A 14,644-nucleotide genomic window follows, 5' to 3' on the forward strand; every position below is an offset into this window, starting at 1 on the left:
GACGCCTCCTTAGCTAAGAGGTTAGTCCGCTGAAAGGGGCGCTAGGCACTGTCCGCACCGCTGAAGGAGACCGCCGCAAGACGGTTCTGCTCGTCACCCACGGCAGCACGCGTGACTCACTCCGCAGCGACCGCTGACCGTACTTGTCCACGGGTGATGAGCCAGCCGACGAGCCCGGCGAGCGGGAACATCAGCACGCCGTACACCGCGGCGGGAATGGCCATTTCGGTGCTGTCGAGCACGCTGATCGCGATGGTGATGGCGATCGTGCTGTTGTGGATGCCGACCTCGAACGAGCAGGCGATGGCCTGGCGGTCGGCGACGCCGAGCAGGCGCGGCAGGTAGTAGCCGACCGTCAGGCTGATCAGGCAGAACACGACGGTGATGGCTCCGACGTCGGCGAGCGAGCCGGCCAGCGTCTCGTGCTCGCTGGCGATGGTGCCGACGATCACCAGCAGCAGCGTGATCGCCGACCCGATGCGCACCGGCTTGTCCATCCGATCCGCGAACTCCGTCGACCAGCGGCGCACCAGCATGCCGAGGCCGACCGGAACCAGCACGATGGCGAACACCTGGATCACCTTGCTCAGCTGCAGACCGACCGAACCGTCCTCGCCGCTCGGCTCGAAGTAACCGATGGCGAAGTTCGTCACCACCGGCACCGTGACGACCGCGATGATCGAATTGACCGCGGTCAGCGATACATTCAGCGCCACGTCGCCACGGAACAGGTGGCTGAACAGGTTCGCGGTCGTCCCGCCGGGCGAGGCGGCGAGCAGCATCATGCCGACCGCCAGAATCGGCGTCAGGTCGAACAGCAGCACCAGACCGAACGCGACCACCGGTAGCACCAGCAATTGGCACACCAGCGCGATGGCGACGATGCGCGGCGTCTTCGCGATCCGGGCGAAGTCGGCGCCGGTGAGCGAGAGCCCGAGGCCGAACATGATCACCGCCAGCGCCAACGGCAGACCGACTGATACCAGTGGAGAGTTCATAGCCACACACTTCTCGTCGAGCAGTCCGAGTCGAGGTACCGACCGGATTGAGACGCATTGGTCTCAATCAGGCAGCGTAGCCAGCTGTGACGCTCGTCGCAGTGAAATCGACAAGGTCTCACCCCGTCGAGACGACAGCCTCCGGGGCCGCGGCATGACTGCCGGTGCACAGATCGTGGACGAAGCGCATCTTCTCCAGCACCCGTTCGGGCAGGACGAAGGGGTACAGGTCGTCGCGGCCCATCGAGCGGTTGACCATGTTCAGCGACCAGGTCAGCGGCAGCCAGAGCTCGATGATCTTGTCGAACCCCGCGCGGCCGATCTGCGGGCGGTCGAGGGTCGCGCCCGCGGGTGCGAGGCCGAAGGCCGCCGCCGTATCGAGGGTGTCGCGGATGTGCAGATAGTGGGCGAAGGTCTCGGCCCAGTCCTCGGCGGCGTGCATGGTGGCGTAGGAGGAGACATAGTCGCGTTTCCAGCCGCTGGGCGCGCCCTGGGAGTAGTGGCGGTCCAGGGCCGCCTGGTAGTCGGCGAAGGGATCGCCGAACAGGTCGCGAAAACGTTGCAGGGCAACGTCATCGGCGACCAGCACGGAGAAGTAGTAGTGCCCGGTCTCGTGCCGGAAGTGGCCGAGCAGAGTGCGGTACGGCTCGGCCATCTCGACGCGCAACTGCTCGCGGTGCGGGTCGTCGGCCTCGGCCAAGTCGAGGGTGACCACGCCGTTCATATGGCCGGTGAGCACGTCGTCGGTCCGGCTGGACAGCAGATCGAAGGCCAGCCCGCGCTCGGGATCCTCGTCGCGGCCGACGATCGGCAGGCCGAGCTCGACCAGTTCGAAGATCAATCGCCGTTTGGCCGTCTCGGCCTCGGCGAAGGCGGCGAGGCCGTCGGTATCGGTGTCGTTGGGCCTGGTCCTGGTGAGCTTGCACGACACGCACAGACCGGGGCCGGACGCGTCACCGTCGACCAGCCAATTGCACTGCGCCACATGCAGGTTGTCGCACAGGCGGAAGCGGTCGCTGTCGACGACGCCCGCCACGTGGTCGATCGCCTCGTCACTCGGCGGGTCGCCGATCACCACCAGCGCACGCTCGCCGAGGCTGAAACCCAATGCGCTGCGGCACGATAGGCAAACCGAGTTCTCGAAAGCCAGTTGCTGACCGCAATTCGGACAAACGAAGTCACGCACGGACTACACCTCCACCGGAGCTACATCGACCGACACCTTGATTGTGGACTGCTTGGCATCGGTGTAGATGATGCCACGCAGCGGCGGAACGTCCTGGTAATCGCGGCCCCACGCCACCGTCACGTACCGCTCGTCGGCGAACTGGTCGTTGGTGGGGTCGAAGGCGATCCAGCGGCCGGTGCGATCGGTGTCGTCGGTACCGGGCAACCACACCGCCGCCCAGGCGTGCGTGGCATCCACACCGACCATGCGCTCCTTACCCGGAGGCGGGTCGGTGGCGAGGTAGCCGGAGACGTAGCGGGCGGCCAGGCCCTGCGAGCGCAGGCAGGCCGCGCCGATCCGGGCGAAGTCCTGGCAGACGCCTTCGCGGGCGGCGAACACGTCGGCCACGCTGGTGCTCACCGTGGTGGAGCCCGAGCGGTACTGGAAGTCGTTGTGGATGCGCGTGTTCAGCTCGGTAACGGCTTCGAGCAGCGGCCTGCCCGGCGGGAAACTCTCCGCCGCGTAGACGATCACGTCGGGGGTGATCTCGGGCGGGAGCAGGTCGAGGGTGAACTCGACGGCGAGCGGTCCGGTGGCGGTGCTCGGACGCGCCGCCTCCCAGGGCATATCGACGCCCGGCATGCTCCCCGGGTGTTCGCCGTCGACATCGACCAGGGATTCACCGGTGACTTCGAGATTGCGATGCTCGGAGGTCACATGGAAATACGTCGTGGTGTTGCCGTAGACGTCGGTGCCCACCGAGCGGTCCGAGGGGACGGGGTCGATGTAGATCTCGTGCTCGAGCAAGCGCTGGCCCGGGTACTCGCGCGGGGTGAGGTACGCGCGACCGTAGGAGCTGGTCACCTCGTCGGAGTAGCTGTAGGTGGTGCGGTGCACCACCATGTATCGCCGGGTCATCCGACCATCCTGGTGTTACCCCAGAGGGGCTGGATGCCCGCCGGGACAGCGAGTTTGGTGGTTTCGAACGATTCGGCCAGCTTGCGCAGTCGCAAGTGCACCCCCTCCAGCAGTTCCACCAGCTCGGTCCGTACGCCGTCGTCATCGGTGTTCTCCAGGTCGGCCGGGTCGACCCGGCGCAGCATGCGCTGGGCATCGGCGAGCAGCCGCTGCGGGCGCGAGACGCCGGAACCGCCCGGCAGTGCCTGGAAATCGGCCTCGAGACGGTCGAGCTGATAGATCAGCGAACGCGGATTGCCCGCATCGAACAGCAGCAATCCCGCCAGCGCGGCAACGCGCGGCGCACCACGATGGCGGCGACGGTAACTCACCGCCGACTCGGTCGCGGTGAGCACGGCCTCGGCGACCACTCCTTGCGCCTCGGCCGAACTCCGCTGCCCCAGAGCGGCATTGATCAGCGACGTCACGGCGAGCCCACGCTCGATCCGTTTGCCGATATCCATGACGTACCAGCCGGTGTCGCGCACCATCGACTCGGCCCCGATCCCCGACAGCGACAGCAACGCCGCCAGCGTCAGCGAATGCACCGCCGACAGCGCCGTCTCCTGGTCGGCACTGGCACTGCGGAATTCGGCCAGCGCGCGATCGACAGCACCGACGATCATCCAGGTGTCACCGGAGAGCTGATCGCGCACCGCCCGGGCGGCGGACCCGTAGTGATCCACCGCGTACGACAACGACCCGGCCAGCTCACGATCCCCGGTCACCGAAGCCAGATACTGGAAGCCCTCGGCCGAAGCCCCCGCCACCGCACGTCGCGCGGCGACACCCTCTTGACCACTGGAATCCATCGGGCGATGAGTGAACTGGCCCTGCGCCTGCCGCGACCGAGCGAGAACCGGCTCGGGCTCGGGCTCGGGAACCGGCTCCGGACCACGTTCGGGCGTGAGGCCGGTGGTGCGCAACGCGCGCGCCAGCGCACTGGTTCCTGCCCGCTCCCAAGGCGCCTCCGCCTCATCGACCCCGGAATCGGGTTCCGGCTCACCAGCTGTGGATTGATCCTGTCCGGCGGTCTGACTCTGCACCGCCGACTGTGCTGCCATCGGCTCGGACGGAGCGTCGTGCCGCACTGCCTCCGTTGCTTCTTCGTCGCTCGATGACGGCGTGTCGCGAGCGGGCTCTTCGTCACCTGCCGAATCCTCGTGCTCAGAAACGGAATTCGAGTCTTCAGCAGCAGCGTCATCTCGGGACCGCACCGCTGTCAACTGACCGATTCCGTCGGGCAGCACCGACTGTGGAGCGACAGTGCCCGTGGTGATCGACAGGGCGCGCATAAGGATCGGCAAGGCTTCGGCGCCGTCCAGCCAGGGGCGGTAGCGGTAGTCCCGATAGACGTCATGGGTGGCGGCGAGCAAGCGCACCACCGACTCGGCGCGTTCGCTGTAGCGGCCCATCCAGAACAGGTCGTTGAGCACACGCGGTGAACTGATCGCCTCGACGACCGGCACCGCCCTGCGCAACCGCTCCTCTGGCGGCGCTTCCGAACCCACCGCGGGCACGGTGGCCGGGGCCGCGCGCACCCACACGTCCTTGGCGGCGACCTTGATCACGCTGCGGGTCGGTTCGAGCCGCATGCGCTGCTGGCCGAGTCCACCCGACATCGCCGTATAGCCGCCCCGCCTGGCCAGCGAGAACAACCGCATGCCCACCGGCGCGGGCGCCAACCCCGCCGGGCCGTCGACCGCGGGCGCGACCGAGAACTCGGCGGGTTCCTGCCCCACCCACTTCCACCGTTCGACCTCGATCCGGGCGGCGAGGTCGGCGCGTTCGGCCGCCGACAGGCTCGGTCCGAAGATCGTGGAGCCGTCGACGGCGGAGCGCAGCACCAGATCACCGACGTGCGACACCAGGTGCGCGCGTTCGGTGTCGTCGCCACCCCAGTACGTGGGGGTCGCGTCGAGCAACAGATCCTCGCCGAGCACCGAGCGGGCGATGCGCGGCAGGAACGGGCTCAGCGCGGGCGATTCCAGCAGTCCGCTGCCGAGGGTGTTCACCACCGTCACCGCTCCGCGGCGCAGCACCTCGACCAGACCCACCACACCCAGCCGCGAATCGGGTCGCAGATCCAGCGGGTCGGAGAACTCGGCGTCGACGCGCCGCAGCACCACATCGACCCGTTCCAAGCTGCCGAGCGAGCGCATCCACAACGCGCCGTCGCGCACCACCAGGTCGGAGCTCTCGACCAGCGGAAAACCGAGCATCTGCGCGAGATATGCCTGGTCGAAAGCGGTTTCGGAATGCGAACCCGGGCTGAGCACGACAACGACCGGCTCTTCCTCGTCGGCCAGCTCGGGCGCCGCCTCCTCGAGCATCAACCGCATGGCCCTGGCGAACGGGCTGAGCGGACGCGGCCCCGCGTGCTCGAAAGCCTCGGGGATCGCCGAGGCCACCACGCGCCGGTCGGCCAGGGCGTACCCGGCGCCCGAAGGAGCCTGCGCCCAGTCGGCCAGCACCCGGAACTGCCCGTCACTCCAACGGCTGATGTCACAGGCATGCAGGAACAGTTGGTGGGTGCCGGGGATCGTGATGCCGTGCGCTGCCCGCACATACCCGGTATTGCCGAACACCACCTCCGGCGGCAGCAGACCCGAGCTCAGCAGTCGGCGCGGGCCGTACACATCGGTGAGCACCTCGTCGAGCACCAGCGAGCGCTGCACCAGCCCGGTCTCCAGGCGGGTCCAGTCCTCGGCCGAGACCAGCAGCGGAATCGGGTCGAGGCGCCACGGTTGCGGTATCGCGGTGTCGTCCTCGCCGCCGAGACCGACCTCGGTGTAGGTGACGCCGTCGTCCTCGATCTGTCTGCGCACCCGGTGATCGATCCGGTCGATCCCGCCGATCCCCTGATCGATGAAGTCGGCGGACAACTCCGACCACATCGACCGCACCCGCCCGCGCCCGTCGACCAACTCGTCGTAATAGCCCGTGGTCGGCCTGCCGCACTCGTCGAAGCGCGAACCCGCCGAGCTTTCAACCCGATACCGCGCGAACTGCTCGGCAACCTGGGCGCGTACGCCCGATCCCTGCCGATTCCCGCCCCGTTGCGCTTCGTCGCGCTGAGCCACCGAGCCTCCTGTGTTGATTGCGGCTGGCGCCAAATGACCGACTATGTACCCCACACGGTTCGTGCGCGGCGTAGGTCAAGGATGCCTGGTGCTCCGACATCGGTCGACTGTGCCGAGATCTTCGCACGGAGTTCGGCGGGATCCATCGGGTTCACCGTATGGCCGGCGGCCTCGAAACGGCGATTTCGGCGTGACTGGGCCGCGACCGCGTTGACCGGTGCGTCGTCGTAGGCCCGGCCGCCGGGGTGCACGACGTGGTACGTGCAGCCGCCGCGGGAGATACCCGTCGCGACGTCGACCAGGTCGAACACCAGGGGCGCGTCGACGGTGATCGAGGGGTGCAGGGAGTTCGGCGGCTGCCAGGCGCGGTAGCGCACGCCCGCCACCTGCACGTCGGATTTGTCGGTGGCCAGCAGCGGTACCGGCATGCCGTTGCAGGTCAGGACGTAGCGGCCGCGGTCGGCGCCGACCAGGCGCACCTGCAACCGTTCCACCGAGGAGTCGACGTAGCGAGCGGTGCCCTGGCCGGTGGTCTGTTCGCCGAGGGTGAGCCACGGTTCGATCGCGCCGCGCAGTTCCAGCTCCGCCTCACCGATCATGGCGGTGCCGATGCGGGGGAAGCGGAACTCGGTGAACGGGTCGAGCCAGGCGGTGTCGAAGTCGACGCCCGCCGCGCGCAGGTCGGCGGCCACTTCGGCGATGTCGTTCATCAGGAAGTGCGGCAGCAGATAGCGACCGTGCAGGTTGGACCCGTGGCGGATCAGCGGCGCGCGCAGCGGCTTGTCCCAGAACATCGCGACCAGACCGCGCACCAGCAGCGACTGCACCATCGCCATCTGGAAATGCGGCGGCATCTCGAAGCCGCGCAGCTCCAGCAGTCCGAGTCGGCCGCGGGCCGAGTCGGGGCTGTACAGCTTGTCGATGCAGAACTCGGCACGGTGGGTGTTGCCGGTGAGATCGGTGAGCAGATGCCGCAGCGCGCGGTCGATATGCCAAGGGGCCGACTGGATTTCGTAGGGCGTCGGGCCGGGGGCTTGCTCGGCGGTGAGCCGGGCGACCTCGGCGAAGGCGATCTCGAGTTCGTAGAGCGCGCCTTCACGACCCTCGTCCGCGCGGGGCGCCTGCGAGGTCGGACCGACGAAACGACCCGCGAACAGGTACGACAGCGCGGGATGACGCTGCCAGTAGGTGAGCATGGAAACCAGCAGGTCGGGGCGGCGCAGCATCGGCGAACGCGCCGGGGTGACCCCACCGAGGGTGATGTGGTTGCCGCCGCCGGTACCGCCGTGCGTGCCGTCCACATCGAAGGATTCCGTGCTCAGCCGGGCGAGCCTGGCCTGCTCGTACAGGGTGTTCAGCACCTCGGCCTGCTCGGCGAACGAGCTGGTCGGCATGATGTTCACCTCGATCACGCCGGGGTCGGGCGTCACCGAGAACGTCTGCAGCCGAGCGTCACTCGGCGGCGCGTAGCCCTCGAGCACCACCGGCTGCCCGATCGCCACCGCCGCCGCCTCGACCTTGGCGATCAGATCGAGGAAGTCGTCGAGCTCGGTGACCGGCGGCAGGAACACATGCAGCCGCCCCTGCCTGACCTCGGCGACCAGTGCGGTCGTCGGCGTGAAATCGGCGGACTCCACCGCGGCGGGCGGCTCGACCCGTTCCGCGCGCAGCGGTTGCTGGTAGAGCGGGTCGCTGTCGGGCAGGATCGGCGGTGCGTGCCAGGACACCGACCCGATCGGAAGACGAAGTCCGGCAGGCGAATCGCCATCGGCCAACACGATCCGACCGCGACCGCCCTCGGCCCGTCCACGACGCAGCTGCCAGTCGGCACTGGCCCAGCCCGCCCCGTCGGCCCGCCGGTGAATCGGCAGCACATACGCCGACGGCTGATCGACCGACTCCTCCAAACTCTCGAGCAATACCCGCCGCACCTCGGGCGAGTCCTCGGTCGGGTCGATATCGGCGGGCGGCGGATCGCCGTACGGCGCGCTCACTGTCGCCGCCAACCGCGCCAACGGATCCTCGAACGCGGGCCGCACCTGCGCATCGGGCAAGCCGAGGGTGCCCGCGATCTCGGCGATCAAGGCCTTGGCCGCACCGATCTCGGCGGCGGGCACCCGGTCGTGGATCACCCCGGCGGCCGAGTTGCTCGGCTGGGAGCGGGTCAGCTGGATGTGCGGGTGGGCCGTCTGCGGCGCACTCCCGGATCTCCTGTCCTTCTTGCCGCGAACCTTCTTTATCCCCAGGATCCTTCGCAGTTCGTCCGCGGCCTTCTCGGCGGCCTCGGCCGACGCCTTCGCTTCCCGCTTCGACACCTCGGCCTTCGTCACCGGGCGATCACTGCCACCGGCGTCGGCGCAGGCCTGCTGGCTCTCCGCGGTGCGGCGATGCTCGGCGGCGACCAACTCGACGGGCTCGTCGATCAGCACCGGTCCGTCGCCGGACTCCACCTCTTCGAGACCCTCGACCTCGACGGCAGGTTCTGCCTCCTGCGCGAGATCGCCCTGGTCGGCGTCGCGTCGGAAGTCGTCATCGTCAGCGAGGCCGAGCGCGACGACAGCGGCAGCGACTTCGTCACCACCGACCCGACGACGCGGGTCGAGGACCGGGACCATGTCGACAGGGACGACCGTGGGCGGGCGCTCATCGAGCACCGATACCGCGTCGACCGACGCGGGCACGTCATCGGCCGCGATCGGGCCGGACTCGTCCGCCAGGCCGAGCGCGACCACGGCGGTCGCGACCTCGGCACCAGCCGGTGCGTATCCATTCGAGGGGCTGGAGCCCGCCGCTTCGGTGGCACCCTTCGGGGCCGTTGTCTGCCGCGAAACCGGCGTCCACGGATCGGTGAGCAGGTCCTGCCGCTGCCAGATCGGCACGCCGTCGGCCCGCCAGGCGATCGCGATCTCCCAGCGGGGCAACGGTTCTCCGGGATACCACTTGCCCTGGCGGTACTGCACGATGCCGGTCGGCGCGTAGATCGAGCGGAGGCGGTCGGCGAGGTCGACGGCGCGCTCACGTTTGTGCCTGCCGTCGGCGTCGGTGGTCCACTGGGCGCTGACCTGGTCATCGATCGAGACGAAGGTCGGCTCACCGCCCATCGTGAGGCCAACATCCGCCCCGGCCATCCGGGCATCGATCGCGGCACCGGAGGCGACGATGCGGTCCCACTGAGAATCGGTGTAGGGCAGCGTGACTCGCGGGTCCTCGTGGATCCGGCGAACCACATTGCTGAAGTCGAGGGTGGCCTCGGTGATCCCGGTCGCGCCGGTGATCGGGGCAGCGGCGCCGGGATGCGGGGTGGCGGCGAGCGGAATGTGGCCTTCCCCCGCGAACAGGCCGGAGGTGGGATCCATCCCGACCCAGCCAGCACCGGGCAGATACACCTCGGTCCAGGCGTGCAGGTCGGTGAAGTCCGCGGTCGGGCCGGACGGACCGTCCAGCGACGGCACGTCGGAGGTGAGCTGGACCAGGTAGCCGGACACGAAACGGGCGGCCAATCCCAGCTCACGCAGCACGCCGACCAGCAACCAGGCCGAGTCACGGCAGGATCCGAGCGCGGTGCGCAGCGTGTGGTCGGGCGTCTGCACACCCGCCTCCATGCGCACGGTGTAGTCGACGGCGTTGCGCAGCGCGTAGTTGAGCTCGACGAGATAGTCGATGGCACGAGTCGGGCCCTGCGGGCGGTGCGCCTGCGCCCAGTCGCGCAGCAACTTCCCCGGCCCGCTGCCCGGCTCCGCCTCGTCGACGCGCCGCAGATAGGGCCCGAGATCCTCGGCGAGTGCGGTGTCGTACTCGAACGGGAAGAACTCGGCGTAGTCCTCGATGAAGAAGTCGAACGGATTGACCACCTCGAGGTCGGCGATCAACCCGACGGTGATCGACAACTCCTTCGTCGGATTCGGAAACACCAGGCGCGCAACGAAATTGCCGAACGCGTCCTGCTGCCAGTTGACGAAGTGCTCGGCCGGTGACACCTCGAGCGAATACGCCTCGATCGGTGTGCGCGAATGCGGTGCGGGGCGCAACCGCACTTCATGCGGATGCACCTCGACGAGACGATCGAAGGAATATGCCGTGCGGTGCTCGAGTGACACCTTGATGCCCATTCACCAAGTTGACCACATACCCCCGGCACCGCGCGGGCCGACGAAACCGGAGTTTCCCGACCGGCACCCCTTTCGAAACACCGCGGTAATAGCCGACCGAGACCCGCGGCGCCAGCCGCTAGAGTGACAGCGTGAGCTACGACCACATCCTGCTGCCGTCCGGCGTCGCCAGCTCTGTCGACGAAATCGACGCCTACCTGGCCGCCCAGGAAGGCCTGACCGAGTCCGAACCGATCGCCGAGATCGCGACCGAGTTGAACGCGCGCAACGCCGAACTGCCGGTGGACGACTCGTTCCTCAGCGTCGAATCCGTCGGCGGCCCCAGCGGCGACACCCTCTACATCCCCTCGCCGTACGACGCCATCGGCTTCGTCCGCAACCTGCTCTTCGACCTCGCCACCCCGCGCGGCTACGCCGTCTACGATCCGCAGCTGACCTGGATCATCGACCCGGCCGACCACATCGCGATCAATGTCACGCACGGCGGCGCGGGCGAATTCCCCTATCTCACCGAGGAATTGGCGCACCAGTGGGTCGCCGGGCTCGCCGCCCCCAATCCGTACCTCATCGTCGAGCAGGGCGAACAGCGCTACATCCAGACCTACCGCGACGCGAGCGGCCCCTACACCCTCGAATACCGCGACGGCGCCCCCGACCGGCATTTCGGCACGACCCTCGACGACCCGGCGGAGGTCGCCCGCATCATCTGGGACTGGGCCAACGGCAAGCCCGCCACCAGCGAGGGCGTCACCTGGACCCGCGTCGAGCTCTGATCCGCGTCGGTCCTACAACGTCCGCCTGCCGGAAAGCGCCCGGCCGAGCGTCAGTTCGTCGGCGAATTCCAAATCGCCGCCCATCGGCAGCCCGGAGGCCAACCGGGTGACGGTGAGTCCGGGGAAATCGCGCAGCATCCGCACGAGATAGGTGGCCGTCGCCTCGCCCTCGGTATTCGGGTCGGTCGCGATGATCACCTCGCTCACATCGATGCCGTCCTCCTGATTGCCGATGCGGGTCAGCAACTCCCTGATCCGCAACTGATCGGGGCCGACGCCGCTGAGCGGATCGAGCGCACCGCCGAGCACGTGGTAGCGACCACGGAACTCGCGGGTGCGCTCGATGGCCTGCACGTCTTTGGGTTCCTCGACCACACAGATCATGGTGCGGTCGCGGCGTGGGTCGGCACAGATACGGCACAGCTCACCATCGGCGACGGTGCCGCACGAGACGCAGAACTGGACGCCGTCGCGCACCTTCTGCAGGGCGGCCTGCAGACGGTCGATATCCGGCGGCTCCACTTGCAGTAGATGAAAAGCGATGCGCTGTGCGCTCTTCGGACCGACGCCGGGCAGTTTGCCCAGCTCGTCGATCAGATCCTGAACCGGCCCCTCATACATCAGAAGTCGGGCAGACCGGGCATCGAACCGCCGCCGAGACCCTGCGACAGCGGGCCGAGGCGCTCGGCCGCGAGCTGCTGCGCATTGGCCATCGCGTCGTTGATCGCGCCGATCACCAGGTCCTGTAGTCCGTCGACATCGTCCGGATCGACCACCTTCGGGTCGATCGTCAGTGCGATCACCTCGCCGCTGACCTTGATCGTGGCCTGCACCAGACCGCCGCCGGCCTGACCGGCCACCTCGGTCTCGGCGAGCTCGGCCTGCGCCTGCATCACTGCCTGCTGCATCTGCTGAGCCTGGGCGAGCAGTGCCTGCATATCGAACTGACCATCACCGGGTTGCACAACGCTCCTGTGTTTATTTGGCGGCTGGTGCCGCAGGGTTTTCGGCCCTGGAGGCCTCACACCCGAGGGACGATACTGCGCCTTCGGCGTTCCGTCTCGCCCCTCGGGTGCGAGGCGGCCGAAAACCGTGGGGTTGCGTCGGGTGCGGGGCTTGGCCGCGTGCCGTTGCCAGCTTAGTCGGGGGAAATGGCCACTGAAAGAATGGCTCCGCCTGGCTTCGAAGCATAAGCTGAGCTCCGTTTGGGCAATGATTCAGCAATCTCGAGGAGATCCGATGAATGTATCCCGTGCATGCCTGGCAACGATTATGGCCATGTGCTCATCTGCCGCCAGCCTGCTCCTTCTCGCACCCGCCGTCGCATCGGCCGATTCCGGAACCGACATCAAGAACTACGGCAACGGCTGCGTTCTCGACCCTGGCAATCGGGCGGCGACCGTTGATTCGCTGCGCTTTCGCTGCAGCGTCACCCAGCAGGACCAGATCTACCGTGACGCACAGGCGGGCGCGGTGGCCAACGGCGTCACCAACGGCTGGGTGACGCGCCCGCCGCAACTCGGAGCGGCCGCACCGGCGCTGTGGATCGGCAAAGTGTTCCGCACCGGGCCCGACGGCGGCACACTGACCAACCGGGTCACCGGCGCCGGGATCGAGGCGTTCCCGGCCGATGTCTATCGAGCACCGTCGATCCTCGACGGCGCCCCCACCTGGGCGCTGAACTACGCGCCCTCACCCACCCCACAGGTCTACGACGAGATCCGTGAGGTCACCCCGGGCGTCTGGTTCGGCTATTCGTGGTGGCGTGAGGGTGAGTGGCCGTTGCTCGCCGCTTTCGTCCTGACGCCTGCCTGATCGTTGTTGACCCTCCACCCGCTGGAGGGTGTTGTCTGGACGTCATGACAGCAACCGTGGCGATCGGAGAGTTCGCCCGCCTCACCCATCTGAGCGTCAAGACGCTGCGGTATTACCACGAGATCGAGCTATTGGAGCCGGTCGAGGTAGACGCGGGTACCGGCTATCGCCGATATTCCACCGACCAGGTGGAGCAGGCCCATCTGATCCGCCGCCTGCGCGACCTGGACATGCCGCTCCCGGAGATCCGCACCGTGCTCGCCACCGCGGATCCCGGCGAGCGGGACACCGCGCTGCGGGCGCACCTGATCAGGATGGAGGCCGCGCTCGAACGCACCCGCGAGGTGGTGGTCTCGCTGCGTGCCCTGCTCACCGCACCCTCGTCACCGATCGAGGTCGACTACCGGATCGAGCCCGCGTTCACGGCGCTCACAGTCACCGACCGGATCGAGCGCATCGCCATCGCCGACTGGTGCGGCACCGCGTTCGAGCAGTTGTACACGACTCTGCTCGCGTCGGGCGTCGACCCGGGAGGTGTTGCGGGAGCGACATATTCGAACGAATTCTTCACCGACGACAACGGTGCGGTCACCGCGTTCGTGCCGTTACCGCCCGGCGCGGAGTTGGTCCCCACCGGCGCCTTCGCCGTCGTCGAATTCCCGGCCCGTCACTTCGCCGTTGCCGTCCACGACGGCCCGTTCGAAGACTTCGACCGCACCTATGGCGCGCTCGGCAGCTACGTCGCCGAGCACGGCGCCGCGCTGCCGGACGAACCGGTCCGCGAGCGCTACCTCGTCGGACCGGACACCACCGATAACCAGGCCGACTACCGCACCGAGGTGTGCTGGCCGATCACCGAAGGAGAAATCTGATGCCCATCGCCCTGGCGAACATCACCATGGACTGCCACAACGCCACCGCCCAGGCCGAGTTCTACGCACAACTGCTCGACGTGCCCGTCGACCCGGAGGCATCGCCGTTCTTCGCCACCGTCGGCAAATCCGCCGGCCTCGCCCCGATCCTGATGTTCATCCAGGTCCCCGACAAGACCCCTGGCAAAAATGTGGTCCACCTGGATTTCCACACGGCGGAGTGGGCCGACTACATCGAACGCGCAGTCAGCCTGGGCGGCAAGCACATCGGCGACTTCGACGAGTACGGCATCCAGTGGACCACCCTCGCCGACCCCGAAGGAAACCTCTTCGACATCGGCAAGGACTGACCCGTGAACTGAGCTCAGGCCAGTTCGCGCGAGAGGTTGCCCAGCACCTCGGCCTGGATCTTCTTCAGGCCGAGCGGGGCGAAGATGCCCTCGAAAATGCCCGAGATGCCGCCCGCACCCTTCCAGGTGGTCTCGACGGTGACCTTCGAGCCCGTGCCGTCGGGGGTGACGGTCCAGGTGTTGACCATGGTGGAGTTGGCGTCGCGTTCGGTGAGGACCGAATCCGCCACTGTCACGGTCGCGCGCACGTTGCGTGAGCGCTTCTCGGTGGCCTGCAGCGTCCACTCCACCACGGTGCCGGCGCCGTTGCCGCCTTCGACAACCTTGTAGTCGCGGTAGTGCGAGGAAAGAATGCGCGGCCGGATCGTCTCGTAATCGCCGATCGCCGCGAGCGTGCGCTGCGGATCCGCGGCGACGACGATCGAACTGCTGGCGCTGACCTGTCCCACTGTTGACTCCTTGCTGGGGGTGTGGCGATATCTCGACCGTGTTACATCCTGCCCTGTCCCCGACCGGTTC

General features: G+C 67.9%; 12 protein-coding genes. 4 read left to right on the forward strand and 8 right to left on the reverse strand.

Annotation, left to right across the window (positions count from 1 at the left end):
- Positions 1 to 116: 116 nt before the first annotated feature.
- The 5 genes from ASD42_RS27895 to ASD42_RS35475 all read right to left on the reverse strand — a co-directional run bounded on the left by ASD42_RS27895 (position 117) and on the right by ASD42_RS35475 (position 10,315).
- On the reverse strand, positions 117 to 998 hold the full coding sequence (locus ASD42_RS27895) for a bile acid:sodium symporter family protein (RefSeq protein WP_056821988.1): 882 nt from the start codon (positions 996 to 998) through the stop codon (positions 117 to 119).
- Between the two features lie 118 nt (positions 999 to 1,116).
- The gene (locus ASD42_RS27900; protein WP_056821990.1) at positions 1,117 to 2,184 is read right to left on the reverse strand and encodes a zinc-binding metallopeptidase family protein; all 1,068 of its coding nucleotides are present in this window, start codon (positions 2,182 to 2,184) and stop codon (positions 1,117 to 1,119) included.
- A gap of 3 nt (positions 2,185 to 2,187) precedes the next feature.
- Positions 2,188 to 3,084, reverse strand: a complete 897-nt coding sequence (locus ASD42_RS27905) for a transglutaminase family protein (protein ID WP_056821994.1) — start codon at positions 3,082 to 3,084, stop codon at positions 2,188 to 2,190.
- On the reverse strand, positions 3,081 to 6,206 hold the full coding sequence (locus tag ASD42_RS27910; protein ID WP_056821996.1) for a circularly permuted type 2 ATP-grasp protein: 3,126 nt from the start codon (positions 6,204 to 6,206) through the stop codon (positions 3,081 to 3,083). Before ASD42_RS27910 ends, ASD42_RS27905 begins: the two co-directional genes overlap by 4 nt.
- A gap of 41 nt (positions 6,207 to 6,247) precedes the next feature.
- Complete coding sequence (locus ASD42_RS35475; RefSeq protein WP_056821997.1) at positions 6,248 to 10,315, reverse strand: transglutaminase family protein; 4,068 nt, start codon at positions 10,313 to 10,315, stop codon at positions 6,248 to 6,250.
- A gap of 131 nt (positions 10,316 to 10,446) precedes the next feature.
- On the opposite strand from ASD42_RS35475, the gene ASD42_RS27920 reads away from it, so the two are divergent.
- Complete coding sequence (locus tag ASD42_RS27920) at positions 10,447 to 11,088, forward strand: hypothetical protein (RefSeq protein WP_056821999.1); 642 nt, start codon at positions 10,447 to 10,449, stop codon at positions 11,086 to 11,088.
- 12 nt (positions 11,089 to 11,100) lie between these two features.
- Here ASD42_RS27920 and recR read toward each other — a convergent pair whose 3' ends face one another.
- Together recR and ASD42_RS27930 are read right to left on the reverse strand one after the other, a co-directional pair.
- Positions 11,101 to 11,709: a recombination mediator RecR gene (gene recR, locus ASD42_RS27925; protein ID WP_056822003.1), complete on the reverse strand. Its 609-nt coding sequence runs from the start codon at positions 11,707 to 11,709 to the stop codon at positions 11,101 to 11,103.
- Complete coding sequence (locus ASD42_RS27930) at positions 11,709 to 12,053, reverse strand: YbaB/EbfC family nucleoid-associated protein (protein WP_082843781.1); 345 nt, start codon at positions 12,051 to 12,053, stop codon at positions 11,709 to 11,711. The genes recR and ASD42_RS27930 overlap by 1 nt, the downstream gene beginning before the upstream one ends.
- Positions 12,054 to 12,366: 313 nt before the next feature.
- Here ASD42_RS27930 and ASD42_RS27935 point away from each other — a divergent pair, with 313 nt between their 5' ends.
- Genes ASD42_RS27935 through ASD42_RS27945 form a run of 3 tightly spaced genes read left to right on the forward strand, consistent with a single transcriptional unit; the run spans position 12,367 to position 14,125 of the window.
- Positions 12,367 to 12,903, forward strand: coding sequence for a hypothetical protein (locus ASD42_RS27935; RefSeq protein WP_235569858.1), 537 nt, complete (start codon positions 12,367 to 12,369; stop codon positions 12,901 to 12,903).
- Positions 12,904 to 12,947: 44 nt separating this feature from the next.
- Positions 12,948 to 13,775: a MerR family transcriptional regulator gene (locus tag ASD42_RS27940; protein ID WP_056822008.1), complete on the forward strand. Its 828-nt coding sequence runs from the start codon at positions 12,948 to 12,950 to the stop codon at positions 13,773 to 13,775.
- On the forward strand, positions 13,775 to 14,125 hold the full coding sequence (locus ASD42_RS27945) for a VOC family protein (RefSeq protein WP_056822010.1): 351 nt from the start codon (positions 13,775 to 13,777) through the stop codon (positions 14,123 to 14,125). Before ASD42_RS27940 ends, ASD42_RS27945 begins: the two co-directional genes overlap by 1 nt.
- Positions 14,126 to 14,139: 14 nt before the next feature.
- On the opposite strand, the gene ASD42_RS27950 is transcribed toward ASD42_RS27945, so the two are convergent.
- The gene (locus ASD42_RS27950) at positions 14,140 to 14,574 is read right to left on the reverse strand and encodes an SRPBCC family protein (RefSeq protein WP_056822013.1); all 435 of its coding nucleotides are present in this window, start codon (positions 14,572 to 14,574) and stop codon (positions 14,140 to 14,142) included.
- Between the last annotated feature and the right edge of the window lie 70 nt (positions 14,575 to 14,644).

Origin of the sequence: Nocardia sp. Root136 (assembly GCF_001427185.1) — a bacterium.
Lineage (GTDB): Bacteria > Actinomycetota > Actinomycetes > Mycobacteriales > Mycobacteriaceae > Nocardia > Nocardia salmonicida.

Excerpts from the sequence above, each read along its gene's own strand:
- ASD42_RS27895 (WP_056821988.1), bottom strand. The coding sequence starts at position 998 with ATGAACTCTCCACTGGTATCAGTCGGTCTGCCGTTGGCGCTGGCGGTG.
- ASD42_RS27905 (WP_056821994.1), bottom strand. The coding sequence starts at position 3,084 with ATGACCCGGCGATACATGGTGGTGCACCGCACCACCTACAGCTACTCC.
- ASD42_RS35475 (WP_056821997.1), bottom strand. The coding sequence starts at position 10,315 with ATGGGCATCAAGGTGTCACTCGAGCACCGCACGGCATATTCCTTCGAT.
- recR (WP_056822003.1), bottom strand. The coding sequence starts at position 11,709 with ATGTATGAGGGGCCGGTTCAGGATCTGATCGACGAGCTGGGCAAACTG.
- ASD42_RS27935 (WP_235569858.1), top strand. The coding sequence starts at position 12,367 with ATGTGCTCATCTGCCGCCAGCCTGCTCCTTCTCGCACCCGCCGTCGCA.
- ASD42_RS27940 (WP_056822008.1), top strand. The coding sequence starts at position 12,948 with ATGACAGCAACCGTGGCGATCGGAGAGTTCGCCCGCCTCACCCATCTG.
- ASD42_RS27945 (WP_056822010.1), top strand. The coding sequence starts at position 13,775 with ATGCCCATCGCCCTGGCGAACATCACCATGGACTGCCACAACGCCACC.